We start from the raw sequence: 22,857 nt of genomic DNA, 5'->3' as shown, positions 1-22,857 counted from the left end.
AATGAAAACAAATCAAATGTTGCGTACATTGACGCTATCAGCATTGAGCCTTGCGATGGCTGCGTGCAGCAGTATTCCAAAGAAGCTGGACACCAGTACGCCAATTTTGGCAGTGCCAAATGTTGCTTTGGACAGCAGCTATCCTGTGCTTGATAATGAGACCATCAGCGTTGCTGAGGCACCCAGTGTTGCCTCAATGCGTTGGCAGGAGTTTTATGCTGACCCTAAGCTAAAATCATTGATTGAGCTGGCTTTGGAAAACAACAAGGATTTACAAAAAGCCTTGCTTGCCATTCAAAGTGCCAAAGCACAATATCAAATCACTGATTCAGCCGACCTACCAAGAGTGGGTCTGGCTGGCGGAGCGACTCGTTCGGCTCGTTCAGGCGATGCCAATTCGATGGCAGGCTACAATGTCAATCTTGCCATGTCAAGCTATGAGCTTGATTTGTGGGGTAAGGTTGCCAGTCAAAAAGAACAGGCATTGCACAACTTTTTGGCAACCAACGCCGCCAAAGATTCGGTGCAGATTTCTTTGATTTCTGCGGTGGCGCAGGCGTATGTCAATCTAAGCTACGCACTTGCTCAAAGACAATTAGCGGTTGAAACGCTAAAAACTCGTGAGCATTCGCTGATGATTACTCAGCGTCGTTTTAGTGCAGGCATTGACTCTAAGTCGCCAAGCCTGCAAGCTGAAAGCTCACTGGAAGCTGCCAAGCTGGCAATCTATTCAGCTGACACTGGTATCTTGCAAGCTCGCAATGCCTTGCAGTTATTACTTGGCACACCTGTGCCAAATCAGCTTTTGCCAGAAATGGCGGTGAACAACATCACGACACAAACGCTGTTTAGCACAGGATTGCCTAGCGAATTGCTGTATTATCGTCCTGATATTGTTCAAGCAGAACACGCTCTAAAAGCGGCTGGTGCGAACATCAATGTGGCTCGTGCTGCTTACTTCCCATCAATCTCGCTGTCCACCAGCGTAGGCTTGGGCAGTAGTAGTTTGAGTGATTTGATTAGCAGTAGTGCATTGGGCTGGTCATTAGGACCAAGCATTAGTCTGCCAATTTTTGACGCAGGCAATCGCCGTGCTAATTATGAAATGGCACAAATCGCTCAAAAGAGTGCTTTGGTCTCTTATGAAAAGGCAATTCAAACCGCCTTTAAAGAAGTGGCTGATGTGCTGGCTGTGCGTGCAACCCTTGGTCATCAATTAGAATCGCAATACAAGCTACAAAAAAATTATCAACAAACCTATAATATCGCACACGCCAGATTCCGTGCAGGTTTGGATAATTATCTTAATGTGCTTGATGCAGAGCGTACCTTGTTTGCCAATCAGCAGGGGATTTTGCAGTTGGAGCTACAAAAAGCACTCAGCCAAGTCCAGCTATATCAAGCGTTGGGTGGTGGTGCTAGCCTGACGGCTGACCAAATTGCTGAATTTGAAACGCAAAAAAACGCAATGCGTACGGCAAATCTGGCAAATCAAAGTCAATCGTCAGAACCGATTGTCATTGAATCTAAGGTGGTTGAAAGCGATGAACAACCAAAAATCGCCCAACCAGCCCCAGAGCCAGTGCCTAATATCGCTCAGCCAACCCAATCAGCTCGATAATCTTCAAAAAAACACTCACTTTGGTGGGTGTTTTTTTCATTGATGTGGTGTGAGGGTTGTGCCATCAATAAAAAAGCATTTGAGTGGCATTAACAAGACAAAATCGCTTATTTTTTTCATTCTTTAACCAAAGAATAAAAGTGGCTTTTTGCTGAAATTGATTTTTTGTCAGCAGATGGTTGTCTTGTGATACCTGATTTGAATAAATCTATGATACAATCGTCTTTTCTTCATGCAATATGATGTTTTTATTCGGTTGTTGAGCATTATAGGTACAAAAATAGCCAGTTGCCAAGTTAAGCACGATAATCTTAAATGCCATTAAAAGGTGCAAAATTTATCCAATCAGCTGTGCTTTTTGTCTTGCCTTGCTTTTTAAAAAATAAAAAACTTTTGTGCGATAAACAGTCATTTTCACTAATTATTCTCTTATTAAGGAAAAACGCTTCATGTCTGACATTCATCATCTTTTTGTATATGGCACGCTTGCCCCAAATCGCAGCAACAGCCATTGGTTAACCAACATTGGCGGTCAATTTACCGCTGGGCGTATTCGTGGTACTTTAATTCCGATGGGCTGGGGAGCGACTCAGGGTTATCCTGCGGTCATTCTTGACGATGCTGGTGCATGGATTGAGGGATTTTTGTTTTCATCACCACATTTATCGGAGCATTGGCAGGCATTGGACGACTTTGAGGGTGATGGCTATACTCGCCAATTGGTTACGGTAGAGTGTGATGATGGTGGTTGTATGACGGCATGGGTTTATGCTTTGTCGGTCAATGATGATGACAAGATGGCTTTATTGGAGCAATATCGACAATCATAAAACAACTGGCAGCTGCCCAAAAACTATGCTAAGATAAAAACGCTGTCATCGTCTTATGTCAGTAAAACGGAATCATTGTTTCTTAATCATAATACGCAAGGAGTTTTTATGAAGCGTCGTCAATTTTTATCTGGTTCATTGGGTGTGGCTGCATTGAGTACCATTGGCATGCCAAGTTTTTCTTGGGCGACTTTATCGGATAACACATTGCTCATTCCTGAGTCGTTGGCGGACAATCCATTGCTTGATTTTTCTGCCTTGCCAAAATACTCACGCATCAAGCCCAGCCACATCGTGCCTGCGATGGAGTTTTTGTTTGAACAATCCAAGCAGTTGATTGAACAAATCGCCAGCCAATCAGCACCCACTTGGCAAAATTTTTATGAACCCATGGCATTGATGGACGATAAAATCGAGCGCGCTTGGGCGGCGGTGGGCAATCTGCACTCTTTGCGTAATGATGACGATTTGCGTCAGGCATATAATGATGCACGCACCAAATTGACCGATTTTTATACTTGGCGTGGCATGCACAAAGGATTATTTGATGCCACAAGCAAGCTTAAACAATCCTTAGAGTTTGCCAGTTATTCTGTGCCACAGCAAAAGGCGATTGATGATATTTTGCTAAATTTCCGTTTATCGGGAATTGATTTGCCAAAAGATAAGCAAGAGGAATTGGCAAAAATCAATGCAAAATTATCTGAATTATCAACCACTTATAGCAACAATGTTCTAGATGCAACGAACGGTTGGAGCAAGACTGTCAGCAAAGATGCTCTAAAAGGTTTAAATGAGTCTGCTCTGGCAAGTGCCAAACAAGCTGCCGAAAATAAGGGCGAAGAGGGCTATCGCATTGGACTTGATATTCCAAGTTATATGGCGGTGATTACTTATGCTGACGATGCTGCTTTGCGTCAGGAGATTTATGAAGCGTCTGCCACTCGTGCCTCTGAAAATGGCGTCAATGCTGGCAAGTGGAACAACAACCCTGTGGTGCAAGAAATCTTAGAATTAAGATTAAAAATGGCACAGCTGCTTGGATTTAATAATTATGCCGAATATTCCTTGGCAACCAAGATGGCAGACTCACCAAAACAGGTGCTAGACTTCTTGATAGGGCTTGCCAATCGCAGTCGCAGTCAGGCTCAGGAGCAAATCAAAGAGCTGACTGACTTTGCCAAACAGCATTATCATGTGGACAAAATCAATGCTTGGGACATCGCTTATTATAGCGAAAAACAAAAAAATGCCTTGTATGATTTTGACGAAGAAGCACTGCGTGAATACTTCCCAGAAACCAAAGTGTTATCAGGTTTGTTTGAGATTGCCAAACGATTATTTGGCATTACCATCAAACAATCGAAGGCAGATGTCTGGGACGAATCGGTGCGTTTTTATGACATTTATGATGCAATGGGCAAGCATTCAGCATCGTTTTATTTGGATTTGTACACGCGTGAAAATAAGCGAGGCGGTGCATGGATGAGTACGGCAGTTGATCGTATTCGCCGAGCTGATGGCTCAATCCAAATCCCTGTGGCGACTTTGGTGTGCAATTTTCGCAAACCAGCCGAAGGTCAGCCATCGCTACTGCTGCACAGTGAAGCCAATACATTATTTCATGAGTTTGGACATGGCTTGCATTTGATGCTAACTCAGATGGAAGTGCAGGGTGTGACAGGGCTAAATGGTGTACCATGGGACGCAGTAGAAGTACCAAGTCAGTTGATGGAAGGTTTTACCTATGATAAGCATAGCCTGCCACTCATCTCATCGCATTATCAGACAGGCAAGCCTCTACCAAGCGAATTGCTGGATAAATTGATTGCGGCTCAAAATTATCAAGGGGCATTTAATCTAAGTCGTCAGCTTGAATTTGCCTTATTTGACATGAAGATTCATACTGATTATGTGGCAGGCTCAAAAGAGGGATACGCCAACCAAGTCTATCTGGATACAACCAAGCAGGTGGGTGTCATGCCTTTGCCCGATTTTGTGCGTCGCCCCAATTATTTTAGCCATATTTTCTCAGGTGGTTATGCGGCGGGCTATTATAGCTATCTGTGGTCAGAATTACTTGCCAATGATGGTTTTGCCAAGTTCCAAGAGGAGGGCGTGCTAAACCCTGTGATTGGCAAACGGTTGCAGGACACGATTTTGGCGAATGGTGGCTCAAAATCACCAATGCAGCTGTATGTGGCGTTTCGTGGTCGGGAGCCAAAGCTGGACGCTTTATTGGCAAAATATGGCATCAAATGATGCGTACAAAGAGACAAAACCCCTTGGATTTCAAGGGGTTTTTTGTTGGGTTATTTTAGATTGTCTAGCGGAAGGTTGAGCTTGACCACTTTCCAGCCAAACAGTCCATCTCGCTGCAAAATGGCTTGGGCTTGTTTGCCGTTGTCTGGGTTGGTGATGTTCACCACAAACTGATTGGTGGATTGATAGGCGGTGTCGATTTGCCAGTCTTTGTCCAAAGCATTACTTGCTGATTGATTGTCATCATGGTTTGCCAAAGTGTCATTTGCTTGGCTAAGTTGTTTGGCAAAATCCTTACCTTCAAGTAATACGCCAAGATTATTAGGGGTAATCATGGTATCTACCAAGCCATCAATCATGCCAATCGCCATCATTGCCCCTAAGGTTTCAAAGTTATTGGTGTCTTTTTGGGTAAGGTCAATGTCTTTGCTAAGTTCTGATTTTAGCTGTTCTTTGATACCACTGCGGACACTGGGAAAATCCACATAGGTACTGATGGTATCGATGTCTTTATTTTGGGCAGCATTTTTGATGTTGTTGAGTGTCAAGTAAGGCGATGCAATAAAATAACCAACCAACGCCAGTAGTACCAGTAGTACAATAATAAGTAATTTACGCATAATCAATCATTCCCATGTCATAAAAAATAGCCAAAATATTATCGCAAATTTTCGCCAAATTTACAAAAATAACATGGGCAGAGCTTGGTAATGTGCGTATAATAAACATACTTTTTTGGTTTATCATAATAGGAAAAATGATGTCAGCATTTAATATCGCCAAAAGTATTGATGGTCAGCAAGATTTGGCAATCATCGCCAAAATGGCAAACCGACACGGTTTGATTGCAGGGGCGACAGGTACGGGTAAGACCATCAGTTTGCGAAAAATGGCAGAAAGTTTTAGTCAGGCAGGCGTGCCAGTGTTTTTGGCAGATGTCAAAGGTGATTTGTCAGGCATTGTGCAGGCAGGCGAGGCAAGCAGTAAGGTTGGCGAAAGAATGAGCCAATTTGGTCTGGATAATAGTTATTTGAGCGGATTTCCTGTGCGTTTTTGGGACGTGTATGGCGAAACAGGCATTCCTGTGCGTGTGACTATCTCTCAGCTTGGTAGCAGTCTGTTGGCTCGCCTGATGGATTTGAATGACACCCAAGAGGGGCTGCTTAATCTGGTCTTTAAAGTGGCGGACGATCGTGGTTGGCATATCTTGGATTTAAAAGATTTACGCAGTATGCTCAGTTTTGTGTCGGACAATGCCAAAGAATTTCGCACACAGTATGGCAATGTTTCTGCTGCCAGTATCGGTGCGATTCAGCGTCAATTACTACAACTTGAAAGCGAAGGAGGCGACACCTTTTTTGGCGAGCCATCACTGAATTTGGAGGATTGGGTGCAGACGATTGGCTCGCAAGGGGTCATCAATATCCTAAATTCTGATAAATTGATGCGTTCGCCACGCTTATATGGGGCGTTCTTGTTGTGGTTCTTGGCGGAGATTTTTGAGACTTTCCCAGAAGTGGGCGATTTGGATAAGCCAAAATTTGTGCTGTTTTTTGATGAGGCACACCTATTATTTGATGGCATGCCGTCTGCCTTAACCAAACAAATCGAACAGGTGGTGCGTCTGATTCGCTCAAAAGGCGTGGGTGTGTATTTTGTGACCCAAAACCCTTTGGATTTGCCAGATGCGATTTTGGGTCAGTTGGGCAATCGCATTCAGCACGCTTTAAGAGCCTTCACGCCAAAAGACCAAAAGGCGGTCAAGGCTGCGGCAGAGACTTTCCGTAGCAATGACAAACTTGATGTGGCAAGTGCCATTAGCGAGCTGGGCGTGGGCGAGGCTTTGGTATCATTCTTGGACGATAAAGGCATGCCAAGCGTGGTAGAGCGAGCTTACATTTTGCCACCATCATCACAGCTAGCACCGCTTAACGATGCAGAGCGTCAATCGCATTATCAAAGCGATGTTTTGTACCGTGTTTATAAAGACATGGTGGATAATTATTCTGCATTTGAAGCGTTGCAAAAAGCTGAACAGGAAGCCTTGGCACAAGCTGAGCAAGCTGCCATTCAGCAACAGACACAGGCAAGCAGTCAGCCACAAGCCAAAAGTGAGCCAAGTGCCTTAGATGGGTTTATTGGTGGTTTGACAGGCGGTCGCAAAAAAGCAGGGCAAGGCGTGGCATATAATGCCGCTGACGCCTTGGGCAGTCAGATTAACAAACAAGCAACCCGTGCCATCACTCGTGGCTTGATGGGTGTCATCAAAAATTTGCTTAAATAACTGATTGACATATCAATAACACCCGTCTTAGTGCGGGTGTTTTTTTGCAAATGCGTTACTGATGTATGATGATGACTGGTGGGCTTGCTTGTTAAGTGATGGCACCATCAATCAAGATGAATTTCAAGAAAAACTATCAAAATGCCATCAAATATGCTACAATCAGGACAATTTATCTAAGGCTTTATATCAATGATGATTTGGGGGCGGTATGTCTGATAAAAATCCAAAATTTTCACGCATTCTACTAAAACTTTCTGGCGAAGCGTTGGCAGGCGGTCGAGGCATGGGCATTGATGCCTCTGTATTAGACCAAATGAGTTTATCCATCGCTCATCTGTGTGGTTTGGGCGTGCAGGTTGGTATCGTGGTCGGTGGTGGTAACTTGTATCGTGGCAGTCAGTTACAACAAGAGGGTTTGGTTGGGCGTGTGACGGGCGACCAGATGGGCATGCTTGCCACAGTCATGAATGGGCTTGCAATGCGTGATGCGTTGGTACGCCGCAACATCAAAACCCGCCTAATGTCAGCGATTGCCATCGATACGGTGGTTGAGTCTTATTCTAGCCGTGATGCCATTCGCCATCTAAATAATGGCGAAGTTTGTATCTTTGTGGCTGGCACGGGCAATCCATTTTTTACCACTGATACAGCTGCTTGCTTGCGTGGCATCGAGATTGAGGCAGGACTTATCCTAAAAGCCACCAAAGTTGATGGCGTGTATGATAAAGACCCAACTACCAATGATGACGCTGTCAAATTTGATAGCCTAAGTTTTGATGAAGTGCTAGAAAAGAAACTGGGTGTGATGGATTTGACCGCCATTGCTTTGTGCCGTGAGCACAATGTACCATTACAGGTATTTGATATGAATAAGCCAAACGCCTTATTAAATGTGGTGATGGGCGAAGATGAAGGCACTCGTGTTTATCATTGATAAAAATTAGTTTTATTATTTAGATATTTTAAAGGATAAAAGATGATTAACGACATCAAAAAAGACGGCGAAGCCCGCATGAACAAAACCCTAGAAGCCCTTGAAGGTGCATTTGCCAAGTTGCGTACTGGTCGAGCTCACCCTGGTGTATTGTCTGGTGTTATGGTTAGCTACTATGGTTCTGACACACCACTAAATCAAGTGGCAAGCATCAATGTCGAAGACAGCCGAACCCTACTGGTTCAGCCTTTTGACCGCTCAATGGTGCAGGCGGTGGATAAGGCGATTCGTGAAGCGGACTTGGGTCTAAATCCAATGACTGCCGATGTGATTCGTGTGCCAATGCCAGCATTGACCGAAGAAACTCGTCGTGATATGCAAAAAATCGCTCGTGGCGATGCAGAATCTGCCCGTGTGTCTGTGCGTAATATCCGTCGTGATATGCTTGGCGACATCAAAGATTTGCTAAAAGAAAAAGAAATTTCAGAAGATGATGAACGCCGTGCTTCTGATGAAATTCAAAAATTGACGGATAAATTCATTGCAGCGATTGACGCACGCCTTGAAAAGAAAGAAAATGAGTTGATGGAAGTTTAATCCACCATCATCAGTTTGGGTTGGTTGTTTGTTTAGCGTGATTAAAATACTAACATCTACCAGCCCTTTTTTTGTTTAAACCATAAAAGATTTGATAAACCATCATGACAACCTCGCCAATCACATCGCCAACCATGCCCCATGCTCCAAAACACATTGCCATCATTATGGATGGTAATAATCGCTATGGTAAGCAGCACCAAATGGCAATGGGGGCGGGGCATATTGCTGGCAAAAATGCACTTGACCCTATCGTTGAGCATTGTTTGGCTTGTGGTGTGCAGGTTTTGACGGTATTTGCTTTTTCGTCTGAAAATTGGGCAAGACCACCTGAGGAGGTGGCACTATTGATGCGACTGCTTGCCCAAAGCATTCATGAGCAAATGCCTCGAATGGACAAATACCGCATTCGGTTGCGTTTTATTGGCGATAGAAGTTTGTTGTCTGAGGAGTTGGCGGACTTGATGCGTGATGCCGAAGACAGAACCGCACATTTTGATGCGATGACTTTGGTGATTGCCATCAGTTATGGTGGTCAATGGGACATTGCTCAGGCAGCTAAGACTTTGGCAAAGCAGGTGCAAGCTGGCACACTCAATGCAGATAAGATAGATGCCAATATGCTCGGTGGTTGTGTTGAGCTGGCTGATTTACCAGCTGTGGATATGCTCATTCGTACAGGTGGCGAGTATCGTATTTCAAACTTTTTGCTATGGCAAAGTGCCTACGCTGAGCTGTTTTTTACCAAAACTTTATGGCCTGATTTTACGCCTGATGAATTGCAAAGCATGATGGAGAGTTTCGCCAGTCGTGAACGAAGATTTGGCAAAACTTCTGAACAAGTGGCAAAAGGAGAGTGACTTTTCGATTGGCATCATTGCTAAAAGCATCTAAGTATAGTCAAATTCTAAGCAGTCACTTGTGTCACTGTGATGGTCGGTGCTTCAAAAAATCGCCATGATTGCACTCCCTTGCTTATGAAATTAAGGATTGAAAATATTGAAATCAATCTTTAAAAAATATTAAAAATTTTTAACTAGAATATTTGTTTGGCTTATTATATTAGGTGTGGTAATTTTGGTTTATGTTTTAAAAAATCCCAATCAAATTTATCACGCCAAATATTTAGATGATTTAAATCGCCATAAAGAAAAATGCTTTTATTGTTAAACATACCGTTTTTACCAGAATAGATTGTCAATATATAGAAAACTGAGCAAAAGATAATGTGAATTTTAATGAATTTGATAGCTCATTAACTTTTGTTTCTTATAGTAAAGCACTTGATAATCGTGATAATTTTTCGGTAGATGATTATGACAGAGCAGTTTGGGACGATTTAATTTGTCAAATGGATAATCAAAGCGGAAAATGTTATATTTGCCGTAAATGGTATGAATAAATAATCTAGCATTTTTTTAATACTATTTTTAATTAAACTGGAACCCCTTAAATGTGGCAACGAATTAAAACCGCAATTATCCTTGTCATCATTGTCGGCACGGCAATGTTTGTCAGCCGTCAGCCTTTTTTCTTTTTACCGCTTTTGACATTGGGTGTGCTGATTGCCTCACACGAATGGACAAAACTGATGCCCAAAAGACGAGACAAGGCTCATTGGTTTGTGGCGTTGGTGCTTATCATTACCCTTGTGAGTATTTTTGTGCCACAGTCGTGGGCGGTATGGTGGGGTTTGTCGGTGCCTGTGTGGGTACTTGCCGCCAAGTGGGTCAAGGATTATCCTGCCAAAGAAAACTGGTACGGCAAACGCCTATGGACGATGGGAGTCATCATTTTGGTATCCGCCATTACCGCCATGTATGCCCTGTGGCAGTTGTCGGCATGGTGGCTTTTGTATGTCTTTGTGCTGGTGTGGTGTGCTGATAGTGGGGCGTATTTTGTTGGGCGAAAGTTTGGCAAAACCAAACTTGCCCCCAATGTCTCGCCCAACAAATCGCTAGAAGGGCTTTATGGTGGTGTGGCAACGGCAAGCCTTGTGGCGGTCGGCGTGGGGCTGTATTTGGGGCTGGATATGGCAACGCTTTTGGTGTTTTTGGCGTTGTCGGCAGTTGTGGTTGGTGTCAGTGTGCTTGGCGATTTGTTTGAATCAATGTTAAAGAGACGAGCAGGAGTTAAGGACTCTGGCACGATTTTACCCGGACACGGTGGGGTGCTAGATAGGATTGACAGTTTGCTTTCGGCAACGCCTATTTTTGCCTTTGGGATATTAATTTGTGATTGGCTTGGCATAAAATTTACACCGCATTTTGTGATGGCTTATCAGTTGTTTGGTGGTTGATACTCTTTTTGTGTTTATCAATTGATAGGGTGTTTAAGATAATATTCTTGGTAAAATATCAAAGTCCATTTTTAATTCAATTAGGAGTAACACAATGAAAAGTGTCTATTTGGCAATGATGGCGTTGTGTTTGACTGCGTGTGCCAGTCAATCCTTACCAAGTGTTAATCAAAATGGCATTAGGCGATTTGATAAAAATTGCCAGCACCAAACCCCATACCCAAACAAAAACGATGCTCAGGCGATGAGTGAGTATTTTGAGCATACCAAGTATTGTAAAAGTTTGGGTTATAATACCAGCTATTAACCTTTAAAGATTAGACGATTATTTTAATGACTTCAATTAACCATATTACTTTATTGGGTGCCACAGGCTCTATCGGTGCCAGCACCCTTGATTTGATTCGTCTGCATTTAGACAGTTACCGTTTATTTGCTGTTTCTGGCTTTTCTAATGTGCAAAGGCTTTTGGAGATTTGTCAAGAATTTAACCCAGTATTTGCGGTCATTGGCGATGCGTATTTTGATGAATTTTATCATAAAATGCGTGCATTAAACTTAGCCACGCAAGTGTTAAAGTCAAGCGAGGGCTTGGATTTTATCGCAAGCCACGACAAAGCCGATACGGTGGTGTGTGCCATTGTCGGTGGGGCAGGGCTTAGCTCTACTTTGTTGGCGGTCAAGGCGGGCAAAAAAGTCTTGCTTGCCAATAAAGAAAGCCTTGTAATGGCGGGCGATTTGGTGATGAAAACCGCCAAAGAGACAGGGGCGACCATTTTGCCGATTGACAGCGAGCATAACGCCATTTTTCAATGTTTGCCACAGGCGGTACAGGGCGATAATACCTTGATAAATAGCAAAAATTTTGGCATTCGTAAACTCTGGCTAACTGCCAGCGGTGGGGCGTTTTTGCACAAATCTTATGACGAAATGCGTACGGCAAGTGTCGCACAGGCGGTCAATCACCCCAACTGGTCAATGGGGCAAAAAATCACGGTGGACTCCAACACGATGATGAATAAGGGCTTGGAGCTGATTGAGGCCTGTCATTTGTTTGGCGTGGGCGTGGAGCAGGTGGCGGTCGCCATTCATCCACAAAGCGTGGTGCATTCCTTGGTGGAATATGTGGACGGCTCGTTTTTGGCACAATGTGGCACGCCTGATATGAAAACGCCGATTGGCTATGCTTTGGCGTACCCAAACCGTCTGGCAAGTGGCGTTAAGCCTTTGAATTTATTTGAAATGGCAAAATTGGAATTTATTAAGCCTGATGAGAAAAAATTTGCTTGCCTAGCCCTTGCCAAACAAGCAATGAAACTTGGCAATGGGGCGTGTATTATTTTAAATGCCGCCAATGAAGTGGCGGTGGAGGCATTTTTAAAAGGCAAAATTAAATTGACCGACATTGCGGTGGTGGTAGAAAAGTGTTTGGCGTTTGATGAATTGGCAAATGAATTAACAACAAGTTTTGAGAAGTTGGTGGATATTTTGGATTTGGATAAAAGGGTTAGAAAAATTGCTCAATTGATGATTGATTATCTTTGATGAAATGGATAAATTGAGCAATAAGAGTTTGCAAAATAAGTTTGTTAAATTGTCATTTGGCATTCGAGAGTACAATTTTGAATGGTAATTTATGTTGTGCAGTTGTTTATCCAATGACGATAGAAAATACACCCAATGTTTTAAAATTTGCCAAAATGTATCAGCCTATTGAGAAAATTTGATTTTAAAATATTTAAGAAATGATGAACGCATTACTTATGTTTTTGGCGGCGGTTTGTGTTTTGACGCCACTGATTGCTTTGCATGAATGGGGGCATTATATTATTGCTCGTTTGTGTGGGGTGAAGGTTTTGACTTATTCTATTGGCATGGGCCCACGCCTGTTTGGTTGGACTTCCAAAAAAACAGGCATTGATTATCGTATATCTGCTCTGCCTTTGGGCGGTTATGTCAAAATGCTGGACGAGCGAGAGGGCGAAGTTGCCGAGAGTGAGAAACATCTAGCTTTTAACAATGCCCATCCACTCAAAAAAATCGCCATCGTCATCGCAGGGCCTGTGATGAATTTTTTGATTGCCATTGCTTTATTTTTTGTGCTGTTTTTACAGCCCAGTGAGCAGTTAAACACCAAAATTGGTCAGCTACTACCAGATTCACCTGCGGCCGCCAGTCATTTGACGCTGGGTGATAAAATCACGCACATTGATGGTAAGCCTGTGCAGACTTGGGAAGAAGTGGCGTATGCACTTGGTGACCGTATGGGCGAGACTGGCGTGGTTAATGTCGGCGTGCTTCATGAGCAAGACAACACAAAATCAGTCAGCCAAACCATTCCTGTTGCCATCACTTCGTTCATGCAACACGCCAAACACACGCAGCAAGACCCTCTGAGTGATTTTGGTGTGTTGCCTTATCAGCCAATGTTAGCACCCGTGATTGGGCAGGTTGTGCCAAAAGGTGCAGCGGATGTGATGGGTCTAAAAACTGGCGATAAGGTGTTAAGCATCAACCAAATACAAGTCAATAGCTGGCAGGAAGTGGCAAAGATTATCCGCCAAAGCCCAGATGAATTTTTGGTGTTTTCTGTGCAGAGAGCCAATCAAGTGCTTGATGTTCGAGTGCTGCCCAATGCAGTCATGGATAAAGATGGCAAAAAAATCGGTCAAATTGGTGTACAAGTGGCGTATGACCCAGACACTGCTATTCCTGCCCAGTATCGAATGATGATTAAGCATACACCAAGTCAGGCGTTTGACAAGGCATTGGGCAAAACTTATGATTTGGCGATGATGACGCTTGGTTCAATCAAAAAGATGATGATGGGCTTGATTGGTTTGGAGCATCTGTCAGGACCGATTGCGATTGCCGAAGTGTCCAAAAATAGTTTTGAGATTGGCTGGCAACAAGTATTATCGACCGCTGCCCTATTGAGTTTGTCGCTGGCGGTGCTAAACCTACTCCCCATTCCTGTGCTTGATGGCGGGCATTTGGTGTTTTATACTTATGAGCTGGTGGCGGGTAAGCCAATGCCGCAGTCCATGCAAATGAACGCATTAAAGATTGGTGCACTCATGCTATTTTGTTTCATGGCACTTGCAATAAGTAACGATGTGATGAGAATTTTTGGCTAATTGGTAACTTTTATCAAAAAATTTGGCGAATTTTCACAAAATTTGCGTTTAGGACTTGCCAAAAAAGCGTTTTTAGCTTACCTTTATCACCAATGATTGTACTTGATTATCAATCAGTCTTTATTTGGTAGAGATTTTTGATTTTATTTTGCCAATAATGACATCTATAATCAAGTTTTTCTAACAAGATAATGTATTAAAAATAGTTTGGATAAACTTATGCGTAATTCTACTTTTTCTGGTTTTGCTGCAACATCGATTGCGGCGGCGGTGTCGATGGTGATGATGAGTCAAGCACAGGCTCAGACTTTTGTTGCCAATGATATTGCCATCACAGGCTTGCAGCGTGTTACGATTGAAAGCTTGCAGACGGTGTTGCCGATTCGCTTGGGACAAGCAGTCAGTGATGAACAGTTGGCACAAAGCATTCGTGCGTTGTACGCCACAGGTCATTTTTCTGATGTGCAAGCTGATGTTAATGGCGACCGTGTCTTATTTCGTGTGAGTGAATACCCAACGATTGCCGAGCTAAATTTTACTGGCAACCGTTTGATTCCAAAAGATGCCTTGGAGCAAGGTCTAAAATCAAGTGGCTTGGTCAAGGGCGGTGTGCTAAAACAACCAAGCATCAAGGCAATCGAGAGCGAGCTGATTAACCAGTATGCTTCGCAAGGCTACTATAATACCCAAATTCGTGCTAAGCAAACTGAGCTTGATGGCAATCGTGTCAAGCTGGATTTGGAGTTTGTGGAAGGCAAGCGAGCCAGAGTAACCGACATCAACATCATTGGCAATAAACATTTTGATACCGAAGAGCTAAAACGAGAGTTTGTTGTCAAGGACAAAACGATCAATCCATTATCTCGTGCTGACCGTTACACCCAAGAAAAGCTGACTGCCAGTGTCGAAAAACTGCGTGCCAAATATCTAAATAATGGTTTTGTGCGATTTAATATTGATGATGCAACCTTAAATATCGATGAAGAAAAAGAGAAAGTATTCATCGAAGTTGCCATTACCGAAGGCGAGCAATATCAGTTTGGTAAAGTTAGTTTTGCAGGTAATTTGACTTATCCTGAAAATGAACTGCGTGACTTGGTGAAGTTTGGCGAAGGCGATACTTACACCCAAAGCAAGCTGGATGAGACCAATTCTGCCATCGCCAGCAAGTTTGGCGATGATGGCTATTATTATGCCCAAATTCGCCCAATCAGCATCATCAATGACAAGACTCGCACGGTCGATATCGAGTATCACATTGACCCTGTACGTCCTGTCTATGTGCGTCGCATCAATTTTTCGGGCAACCATAAGACCAAAGATGAAGTGCTACGCCGTGAAATGCGTCAGCTGGAAGGAGCATTGGCATCTAACCAAAAAATCCAGTTGTCTCGTGTGCGTCTGATGCGTACAGGTTTCTTTAAAAATGTCATCGTAGATACACAGCCTGTGCCAAATGCACCAGACCAAATTGATGTCAATTTTGTCGTAGAAGAGCAGCCATCAGGTTCATCGACCATTTCGGCAGGTTATTCACAAAGTGGCGGTGTGACCTTCCAGTTTGACCTTTCTCAAAATAACTTTATGGGAACAGGTAATCGTATGTCGGCTGGTTTTTCTCGCTCAGAAACCAGAGATGCTTATAGCCTGAGTCTAACCGACCCATATTTTACGGTCAATGGTGTATCGCAGACCATTGGTGGTTACTATCGTAAAACCAAATATGACAGCAAAAACATCAGTAACTATGTACTAGACTCTTATGGCGGTAATTTGACTTATAGCTATCCGATTGATGAAAATCAACGCATCAGTGGCGGTATTAACCTAGACAGCATCAAGGTGCGTGGTGGTCGCTATATGGGTCTAAATAATGCCTATGAGCTGGTCAAAGATGGCGGTAAGGTGCATAGCGGTTTTTATGAAAACAGCGTGAATCCTGACAATCCAATTTTTGCCATTGATGGTTTTGAGAAAAAATACAATACCTATAATGCCTTGCTTGGTTGGAGCTATTCAAGCCTAGATAAGCCAGTATTCCCAACTTCTGGCATGAGTCACACGGTGGACTTGACGCTAGGTTTTGGCGATAAAACTTATCAAAAAGCAGTCTATCAAGGTAATATTTACAAGCCTTTGATTAAAGACACCATTTTGCGTGGTTATGCTCGTTTGGGTTATGGTAATAATTTGCCATTTTATGAAAACTTCTACGCAGGCGGCTATGGCTCGGTGCGTGGCTACGACCAATCAAGTCTAGGCCCACAATCTCGTGCGGTAACCAACATTGTCAATGCTGCTCGTGCAAAAGCATCGCTAGAAGCATACCAAAACTCAGGTGGTACACTGAGCGATGACCAAAAAGAAACATTGGCAACCGCCACAACGATGCTTAACGGTGGTGTGGGTCGTGGCGAAGTGGTCGGTGGTAATGCCATCGCCACCTTTGGTGCTGAATTGATTTTACCGCTGCCATTTAAGGGCGACTGGACCAGTCAAGTTCGTCCCGTATTGTTTGCCGAAGGTGGACAGGTGTTTGATACCACAGGAGCGACCGATAAGTACATCGATTTGTCGGAGCTAGACCCAAATCTATCAGGTCAGGCACAGCTACTACAAAACGACAACCGTTTGCGTTATAGTGCAGGTGCTGGTATTACTTGGTACACGGCGATTGGACCGTTGTCACTAAGCTATGCCAAAACCTTTGGTGCAAAAGAAAATGACAAGACCGATAAAGTACAGTTCCAAATTGGTAGTGTCTTTTAATGATAGCATTACACACTTTATTGGAGGCAATCGCTTGTCGTCAAACGATTGCCAATCTTGATGAACTGACAGGTAAAACCCTATCTGTATCAGGTGTGGGCAGTTTAAGTAGTGCCACAGCGAATCAAGTGGCGTTTTTGGCACAATCAAAATATTTGCCGCAGCTTGCCAATACGCAAGCAGGTGTAGTGCTGATTTCTCAAAAGTTTTTTGAAGAAGCACTTCAGATATTGCCAAAAAACAGCCTTGCAATCATTGTCAAAGATGCGTATTTGGCACATGCTTGCATCAGCACACTTTTTGTTCGCAGACCTCATCAAGCAATCCACCCAACCGCCATCATTGATGAGACGGCTAAGATTGGTAAGAATGTCGCCATTGGTGCTTATGCCGTCATTGGAGCTGATGTGGTGCTTGGCGATGGTGTTTTTGTCGGCGTGGGCAGTCATGTTGGTGCAGGTACGCATATTGGTCAAGACAGCTTTATTGATGCACAGGTCATGATTGCTCATGATTGTCTGATTGGTCAAAGAGTACGTATCCACAGCCATGCCAGCATTGGTTCAGAAGGATTTGGTTTTGCTCCTTATGTGGAGGGCGGAGTCAAATGGCAACGCATCGCTCAGCTTGGTCGTGTTGTCATTGGTGATGACAGCCGTATTGGTAGTAATACCTGCATTGACCGTGGGGCGGTCGAGGATACCGTGATCGGCAGTGATGTAATCATTGATAATCTGGTGCAGATTGCTCACAATGTACAGATTGGCTCGGGTACAGCCATTGCTGCTAAGGTTGGTATTGCAGGCAGTACCGTGATTGGCAAAAACTGCATTATCGGTGGTGCGGTCGGTATTTCTGGGCATATTCAAATTGCCGATGGTGTAACGATTACCGGCATGACGATGGTAACTAATAGCATTAAAGAGGCGGGCAGTTATTCATCTGGCACAGCAGCGATGCCATCAGCAAACTGGCGAAGAGCAGCGGTGCGTTTTCGTCAAATGGGCGAAAAATAATATTAAGAATCTAATCGGAAGAAAAATCTATGTCAGTATCTTTGATTGATTATGAACTGCTCAATGAGACAGATATTCAGCAGTTGGCTGAGCGTGGTGTTGCCTTGCCAATGCAATATGACCAGCTTAAACACTATCTGCCTCATCGCTATCCTTTTATGTTGATTGACCGTGTTACTGCTTGTCGTCCTGATGAATGGATTACAGGCTATAAGAACATCAGTATCAATGAAGAGTTATTCAACGGTCATTTTCCTGACAATCCCATCATGCCTGGCGTGCTGATGGTCGAGGCGATGGCACAGCTTTCTGGTATTCTAGGATTCATCAGTGCAGGGCAGACTTCCGAAGATGGCTATTTGTATTTGTTTGCTGGTGTGGATAAAGTGCGTTTCAAAAAATTGGTCACGCCTGGCGATCAGTTGGTTATTCGCTCAAAAACCATCATGAATAAACGAGATATTTATAAATTTGCCTGCACCGCTCATGTTGATGGACAGCTGGCGTGCAGTGCTGAAATTATGATTGCTCGTCAAAAAGTTGATGGCATGAACGCCTAAGTTCTTGGTATGGATAAGCAATATTGGAGCAACTTATGAGCATTCACTCAACCGCCATCATCGACCCAACCGCCATCATCGACCCAACCGCCCAGATTGGACCATATTGCATCGTGGGTAAAAATAGCAAAATCGGTGCAGGTACGGTACTTCGTAGCCATGTGATTATCGGCGAAAACACCAGCATTGGTCAGCATAACGAGATTTATCAATTTGCCAGTATTGGCGAAAATCCTCAGGATTTAAAATACGCAGGCGAAGAGACTTTCTTGGAGATTGGTGATTACAATCGCATTCGTGAGGCGTGTACTTTTCATCGTGGTACCAGTCAAGACAATGGACTAACCAAAATTGGCAGTCATAATCTATTCATGGTTAATGTGCATTTGGCACACGATTGCGTGGTGGGGGATTATAATGTGCTTGCCAATAATGTGGGTGTGGCAGGACATAGCCATATTGGTAACCATGTCATCATTGGCGGTCAGTCTGGTATCCATCAGTTTTGTCGTATCGATGATTATAGCATGATTGGTGGAGCGAGCCTGATTTTAAAAGATGTGGCGGCTTTTGTGACGGTTTCTGGTAATCCTGCCAAAACACACGGTCTGAACAAAGAGGGTATGCGTCGCAAGGGTTGGAGTAAAGAAACCATCAATGCCATTGATGAAGCCTACAAGGTGGTGTTTCGTTCTGGTTTATTGCGTGATGAGGCGGTGGAGAAACTGCAAACATTGGCAAAAGATGAACCAAAAATCGAGCTACTCATTCAATCTATCCAAAAAAGCGAACGAGGTTTAGTTCGCTGATTTGGTAGATTTTGCCAAAATTTGCCCACATCGTATTGATGATGGGCTTTTTTTGTGCAAAAAATTTGACTTTTTTGGCATCTTAATTCAAACTATCATTTTGGTTTTAAATTTTGCTTATATCATAAATTATAGTTATCAATAATTTAACTTTTAGGAATAATTATCATTTATGAAATCCATCATGAAATAGACTGATGGTGTCAGATGGGCTAAATTTTTTAACAAATATTGATTATGGCTTAAAGGCACATGGGGCGATTGTCCATGATGTGATGAGTGATGCCATGATTAAGAGTGTTTGGGGTGCTTAAACCATGATATGTTCTGGTGGATTAAGCACAAAAGATAACCGAATCGCCACATGATTGTGATAAGAATAACCACAAAAGTGGCGGTGGATTGATAGGAGAAAGCTATGTCGGCACAACGAGAGAGTTGGTCAGCACGCTCTGGCTTTATTTTGGCAGCCATTGGTTCGGCTGTTGGCTTGGGAAATATTTGGCGTTTCCCTTATGTGTCTTATGAAAATGGTGGTGGTGCGTTTTTTATTCCGTATCTGATTGCTCTGATGACAGCGGGTTTTCCATTGCTGTTTTTGGACTATGTTGCAGGGCAAAAATATAAAGGAGCACCACCAACTGCGTATCGCCGTATGATTAAATCTGCCGAAGGGATTGGCTGGTGGCAGGTGGCGGTATGTAGTATTATTGGTATTTATTATGCTTCTGTTTTAAGTTGGGCGGGCAATTATACGCTATTTGCTTTTGGGCAACAATGGGGCGAGGACACCGAAGGATTTTTCTTTAATAATTACCTACAAAATGCCAGCGAACTTACCTTTGGCTATGCACCACATTTATTGATTGGGTTGATTGCTGTTTGGGCGATTGTGCTGTTTATTTTGTATGGCGGTATCCGTAAAGGGGTTGAGTTGGCCAACCGTATCTTTATCCCACTGTTGGTGGTGATGTTTGCGGTGCTGGTGGTGCGTGCAGTAATGTTGCCAGGTGCTGCCGAAGGGCTTAACACCTTCTTTGCCCCAAATTGGGAAAAAATGGCAGATCCAAAAGTATGGCTTGCCGCTTATGGACATGTATTTTTCTCTATGTCGATTGGCTTTGGTATTATGGTGACTTATGCCTCTTACCTAAATCGCAATGCCAACCTGACAGGTTCAGGTTTGGTGGTGGGTTTTGCCAATTCATCGTTTGAGCTGCTGGCTGGTATTGGTATTTTTTCGGTGCTGGGCTTTATGGCTCAGGCTTCTGGCGTACCAGTGTCAGAGGTGGTCAAAGGCGGTATTGGCTTGGCGTTTGTTGCTTTTCCAAAAATCATCTCTACGATGGGTGATGCAGGTGGTATCATCGGTATTTTGTTCTTTGGCTCTCTTTTTGTGGCTGGTCTTACCTCAATGGTATCTATCCTACAAGTGCCAGTATCAGCGGTTCAAGATAAGTTTGGTTGGTCAAAAAATAAAGCAGTCACGATTGTTGGCGGTGTATCCGCAGTGATTTCGATAGCGATGTTTGGTACTTACAATGCTATTACCTTTGTTGATGTGATTGACCATTTTGCTAATAATATCGGCGTGGTTGTCGGTGCAATCCTATCAATCATCTGGGTTTCTTGGTTTAATCGTGGTGTATTACCAAAACTGATTAATCATATCAATGCAATTTCTAGCTTTAAAGTGGGTGCTGGTTGGTCATTTATGCTGACGATTATCACACCACTGTCGTTAATTGTGGCATTGGTGCTATCACTACAATCTCTTCTAAGCGAAGGTTATGGTGACTATCCTGCTGTTGTAATCAACATCTTTGGCTGGGGAGTGGTCGCTCTCTTTATCATCGTCTCTGTGGTGTTTTCGCTCGTCAAGGGTGATAAAACTCACCACGAATAAAAGGAGTATGTTAATGAATACAACAGCATTAATTGTGATGATTGTTGCCATCGTTGCCGTTTGGGGTGGTCTTATTTTATCTGCCATTCATTTGGTAAAAAATCCTGATATTGACATAAATCAGGTACCAGATGATTGATAAATCATGAATGAAAAACACGCCATTTTCTATTTAGATATGGCGTGTTTTTTTATGAGTTGCGATACATGTAGATATTTGTTGATATAATATTACTAATATTTAAAATCAATATTAAATAGTAAGCCTTTTAAATATGCTGAAATATAGGCATTTGATGATGTTTTGTTTTTTTTGATTGATGGATAAGTGTTTTGATTGATGTTGCACGGATTGATGGCAAGACATCTGTCATCATATCAGTCCCTGTATAAAGTAAGATGGTTTGTACACTTAATTCATATCAAAACTATACAGCAAAACCGTTCGCCCCAAGCTTGCCTGTGGGCGGATTTTTCGTTATGGGTAGGCAAGCTCACTTTGAGCAAAAAAACCTTTGTCTGGTTTTGAATAGAATTGACTATATCTTATTACAAACCCTAGCTTGCTCAATGCAGTCAGCGGTTATCATTGAGTGCAAAAAAAATCTTGCACCAGTAGCTGATGCAAGATGGGTTTTTTGATGGGTTTGGCGACTTAGTAGTCGTCTTTATGATATGCTGGCACAGGCAAACCCCAATTAGCATAAAATTTTTCAACAAATTCATCAAATTGACCTTGCTCAATGGCGTGGCGAATATCAGCCATGAGGCGTTGGTAATAGCGAAGATTATGAATGGTGGCAAGTTGAGCGGACAGCATTTCTCCACATTTGTGCAGATGATACAGATAAGCACGGCTAAAATTTTGACAGGTGTAACAATCGCAATGCTCATCAAGTGGGGATAGGTCGTGGCGGTATTGGCTATTTTTGATGCGTACCACACCTTTGTTTTCGGCATTGCCTGTCACAAAATAATGACCATTGCGAGCGTTACGAGTTGGCATCACGCAGTCAAACATATCCACGCCACGACGCACCGCCTCCACGATGTCGGCAGGCTTGCCCACGCCCATCAGATAGCGTGGTTTGTCTGATGGCATGCGATTGGGCAGGTAGTTTAGCACGCCAATCATCTCATCTTTTGGCTCGCCAACAGACAGACCGCCAATGGCATAGCCATCAAATGGCATATCCAGCAAGCCTTTAAGTGACTGCATACGCAAATCTTCGTACATGCTGCCTTGTACGATACCAAACAGAGCGTTCTTGTTGCCAAGTTTTTGGTGTTCATTGATGCAGCGTTCACCCCAACGCAAAGATAGCTCCAATGATTGCTGGGCTTCTTGGTGGGTGGCAGGATAGGGGGTGCATTCATCAAACTGCATCACGATGTCGGAGTTTAGGTCATTTTGGATTTGCATGGAGGTTTCTGGCGACAAAAAGACTTTGGCACCGTCCACAGGCGAGCGAAATGCCACACCTTCTTCGCTGATTTTTCGCATTGCTCCCAAGCTAAATACCTGAAAACCACCAGAATCGGTCAAGATAGGCTTGTCCCAATTGATGAATTGATGTAATCCACCAAACTGCTTGATGACCTCCATACCAGGACGCAGCCATAGATGAAAAGTGTTGCCCAAAATAATGTCTGCACCAATGCCATGAATGTCTCTTGGTAGCATGCCTTTGACCGTACCATAAGTGCCCACAGGCATAAAAGCAGGTGTTTGTACATCGCCATGAACCAGATGAACTGTACCACGACGGGCGTGGTTGTTGCCATTGTCTGTGTTGTGTAAGGTAAATTTCATTGATATTCCGATGATTG

Annotated in this window: 19 protein-coding genes; 17 read left to right on the top strand and 2 right to left on the bottom strand. The window is 43.4% G+C overall.

All coding sequences use genetic code 11. The annotated features are described in order from the left end of the window. The first annotated feature begins 1 nt into the window (after position 1). The 3 genes from LU297_RS01400 to LU297_RS01390 all read left to right on the top strand — a co-directional run bounded on the left by LU297_RS01400 (position 2) and on the right by LU297_RS01390 (position 4,713). Positions 2 to 1,621 (top strand): efflux transporter outer membrane subunit, encoded by a 1,620-nt coding sequence (locus tag LU297_RS01400; protein WP_263076639.1) that lies wholly within the window; start codon positions 2 to 4, stop codon positions 1,619 to 1,621. A gap of 449 nt (positions 1,622 to 2,070) precedes the next feature. Then, positions 2,071 to 2,451, top strand: a complete 381-nt coding sequence (locus LU297_RS01395; RefSeq protein WP_263076638.1) for a gamma-glutamylcyclotransferase family protein — start codon at positions 2,071 to 2,073, stop codon at positions 2,449 to 2,451. Positions 2,452 to 2,559: 108 nt separating this feature from the next. Further along, the gene (locus tag LU297_RS01390; protein WP_263076637.1) at positions 2,560 to 4,713 is read left to right on the top strand and encodes a M3 family metallopeptidase; all 2,154 of its coding nucleotides are present in this window, start codon (positions 2,560 to 2,562) and stop codon (positions 4,711 to 4,713) included. A gap of 50 nt (positions 4,714 to 4,763) precedes the next feature. Here the strand turns inward: LU297_RS01390 and LU297_RS01385 are convergent, their stop codons facing one another. After that, entirely contained in the window at positions 4,764 to 5,333 is a 570-nt protein-coding gene (locus LU297_RS01385; protein WP_263076636.1) for a DUF2939 domain-containing protein, read from the bottom strand. A 137-nt stretch (positions 5,334 to 5,470) separates the two neighbouring features. Between LU297_RS01385 and LU297_RS01380 the strand changes: the two genes are divergently transcribed. From LU297_RS01380 to LU297_RS01315, 14 genes are all read left to right on the top strand, one after another. Next, complete coding sequence (locus LU297_RS01380) at positions 5,471 to 6,997, top strand: helicase HerA-like domain-containing protein (RefSeq protein WP_432806262.1); 1,527 nt, start codon at positions 5,471 to 5,473, stop codon at positions 6,995 to 6,997. A gap of 211 nt (positions 6,998 to 7,208) precedes the next feature. Further along, positions 7,209 to 7,934: a UMP kinase gene (pyrH, locus tag LU297_RS01375; RefSeq protein WP_263076634.1), complete on the top strand. Its 726-nt coding sequence runs from the start codon at positions 7,209 to 7,211 to the stop codon at positions 7,932 to 7,934. Between the two features lie 42 nt (positions 7,935 to 7,976). Continuing rightward, positions 7,977 to 8,531: a ribosome recycling factor gene (gene frr / locus LU297_RS01370; RefSeq protein ID WP_263076633.1), complete on the top strand. Its 555-nt coding sequence runs from the start codon at positions 7,977 to 7,979 to the stop codon at positions 8,529 to 8,531. A gap of 119 nt (positions 8,532 to 8,650) precedes the next feature. Then, the gene (gene uppS, locus LU297_RS01365; protein ID WP_432806273.1) at positions 8,651 to 9,391 is read left to right on the top strand and encodes a polyprenyl diphosphate synthase; all 741 of its coding nucleotides are present in this window, start codon (positions 8,651 to 8,653) and stop codon (positions 9,389 to 9,391) included. Positions 9,392 to 9,984: 593 nt separating this feature from the next. Next, positions 9,985 to 10,830, top strand: coding sequence for a phosphatidate cytidylyltransferase (locus LU297_RS01360; RefSeq protein WP_263076631.1), 846 nt, complete (start codon positions 9,985 to 9,987; stop codon positions 10,828 to 10,830). Between the two features lie 94 nt (positions 10,831 to 10,924). Then, the gene (locus LU297_RS01355; protein ID WP_263076630.1) at positions 10,925 to 11,137 is read left to right on the top strand and encodes a hypothetical protein; all 213 of its coding nucleotides are present in this window, start codon (positions 10,925 to 10,927) and stop codon (positions 11,135 to 11,137) included. A 26-nt stretch (positions 11,138 to 11,163) separates the two neighbouring features. Then, positions 11,164 to 12,375 carry a 1-deoxy-D-xylulose-5-phosphate reductoisomerase gene (gene dxr / locus LU297_RS01350; RefSeq protein ID WP_263076629.1) on the top strand — a complete coding sequence of 404 codons (1,212 nt, stop codon included), beginning with the start codon at positions 11,164 to 11,166 and terminating at the stop codon, positions 12,373 to 12,375. Positions 12,376 to 12,578: 203 nt separating this feature from the next. Beyond that, on the top strand, positions 12,579 to 13,967 hold the full coding sequence (gene rseP, locus LU297_RS01345; RefSeq protein WP_263076628.1) for an RIP metalloprotease RseP: 1,389 nt from the start codon (positions 12,579 to 12,581) through the stop codon (positions 13,965 to 13,967). Positions 13,968 to 14,186: 219 nt separating this feature from the next. Next, positions 14,187 to 16,736: an outer membrane protein assembly factor BamA gene (gene bamA, locus LU297_RS01340; protein WP_263076627.1), complete on the top strand. Its 2,550-nt coding sequence runs from the start codon at positions 14,187 to 14,189 to the stop codon at positions 16,734 to 16,736. Continuing rightward, the gene (gene lpxD / locus LU297_RS01335) at positions 16,736 to 17,752 is read left to right on the top strand and encodes a UDP-3-O-(3-hydroxymyristoyl)glucosamine N-acyltransferase (protein ID WP_263076626.1); all 1,017 of its coding nucleotides are present in this window, start codon (positions 16,736 to 16,738) and stop codon (positions 17,750 to 17,752) included. The genes bamA and lpxD overlap by 1 nt, the downstream gene beginning before the upstream one ends. 29 nt (positions 17,753 to 17,781) lie before the next feature. Further along, the gene (gene fabZ, locus LU297_RS01330) at positions 17,782 to 18,312 is read left to right on the top strand and encodes a 3-hydroxyacyl-ACP dehydratase FabZ (protein ID WP_263076625.1); all 531 of its coding nucleotides are present in this window, start codon (positions 17,782 to 17,784) and stop codon (positions 18,310 to 18,312) included. A 35-nt stretch (positions 18,313 to 18,347) separates the two neighbouring features. Further along, the gene (gene lpxA, locus LU297_RS01325) at positions 18,348 to 19,121 is read left to right on the top strand and encodes an acyl-ACP--UDP-N-acetylglucosamine O-acyltransferase (protein ID WP_263076624.1); all 774 of its coding nucleotides are present in this window, start codon (positions 18,348 to 18,350) and stop codon (positions 19,119 to 19,121) included. Between the two features lie 418 nt (positions 19,122 to 19,539). Continuing rightward, positions 19,540 to 21,027: a sodium-dependent transporter gene (locus LU297_RS01320; RefSeq protein WP_263076623.1), complete on the top strand. Its 1,488-nt coding sequence runs from the start codon at positions 19,540 to 19,542 to the stop codon at positions 21,025 to 21,027. Positions 21,028 to 21,040: 13 nt separating this feature from the next. Further along, complete coding sequence (locus LU297_RS01315; RefSeq protein ID WP_263076622.1) at positions 21,041 to 21,166, top strand: methionine/alanine import family NSS transporter small subunit; 126 nt, start codon at positions 21,041 to 21,043, stop codon at positions 21,164 to 21,166. A 516-nt stretch (positions 21,167 to 21,682) separates the two neighbouring features. Here the strand turns inward: LU297_RS01315 and tgt are convergent. Continuing rightward, positions 21,683 to 22,840: a tRNA guanosine(34) transglycosylase Tgt gene (gene tgt, locus LU297_RS01310; protein ID WP_263076621.1), complete on the bottom strand. Its 1,158-nt coding sequence runs from the start codon at positions 22,838 to 22,840 to the stop codon at positions 21,683 to 21,685. Positions 22,841 to 22,857: the final 17 nt, after the last annotated feature.

This window comes from Moraxella nasicaprae, assembly GCF_025643275.1.
Lineage (GTDB): Bacteria > Pseudomonadota > Gammaproteobacteria > Pseudomonadales > Moraxellaceae > Moraxella > Moraxella nasicaprae.
Note: the sequence above shows the minus strand (reverse complement) of the source record. Positions and strands in the feature narration are given on the sequence as shown.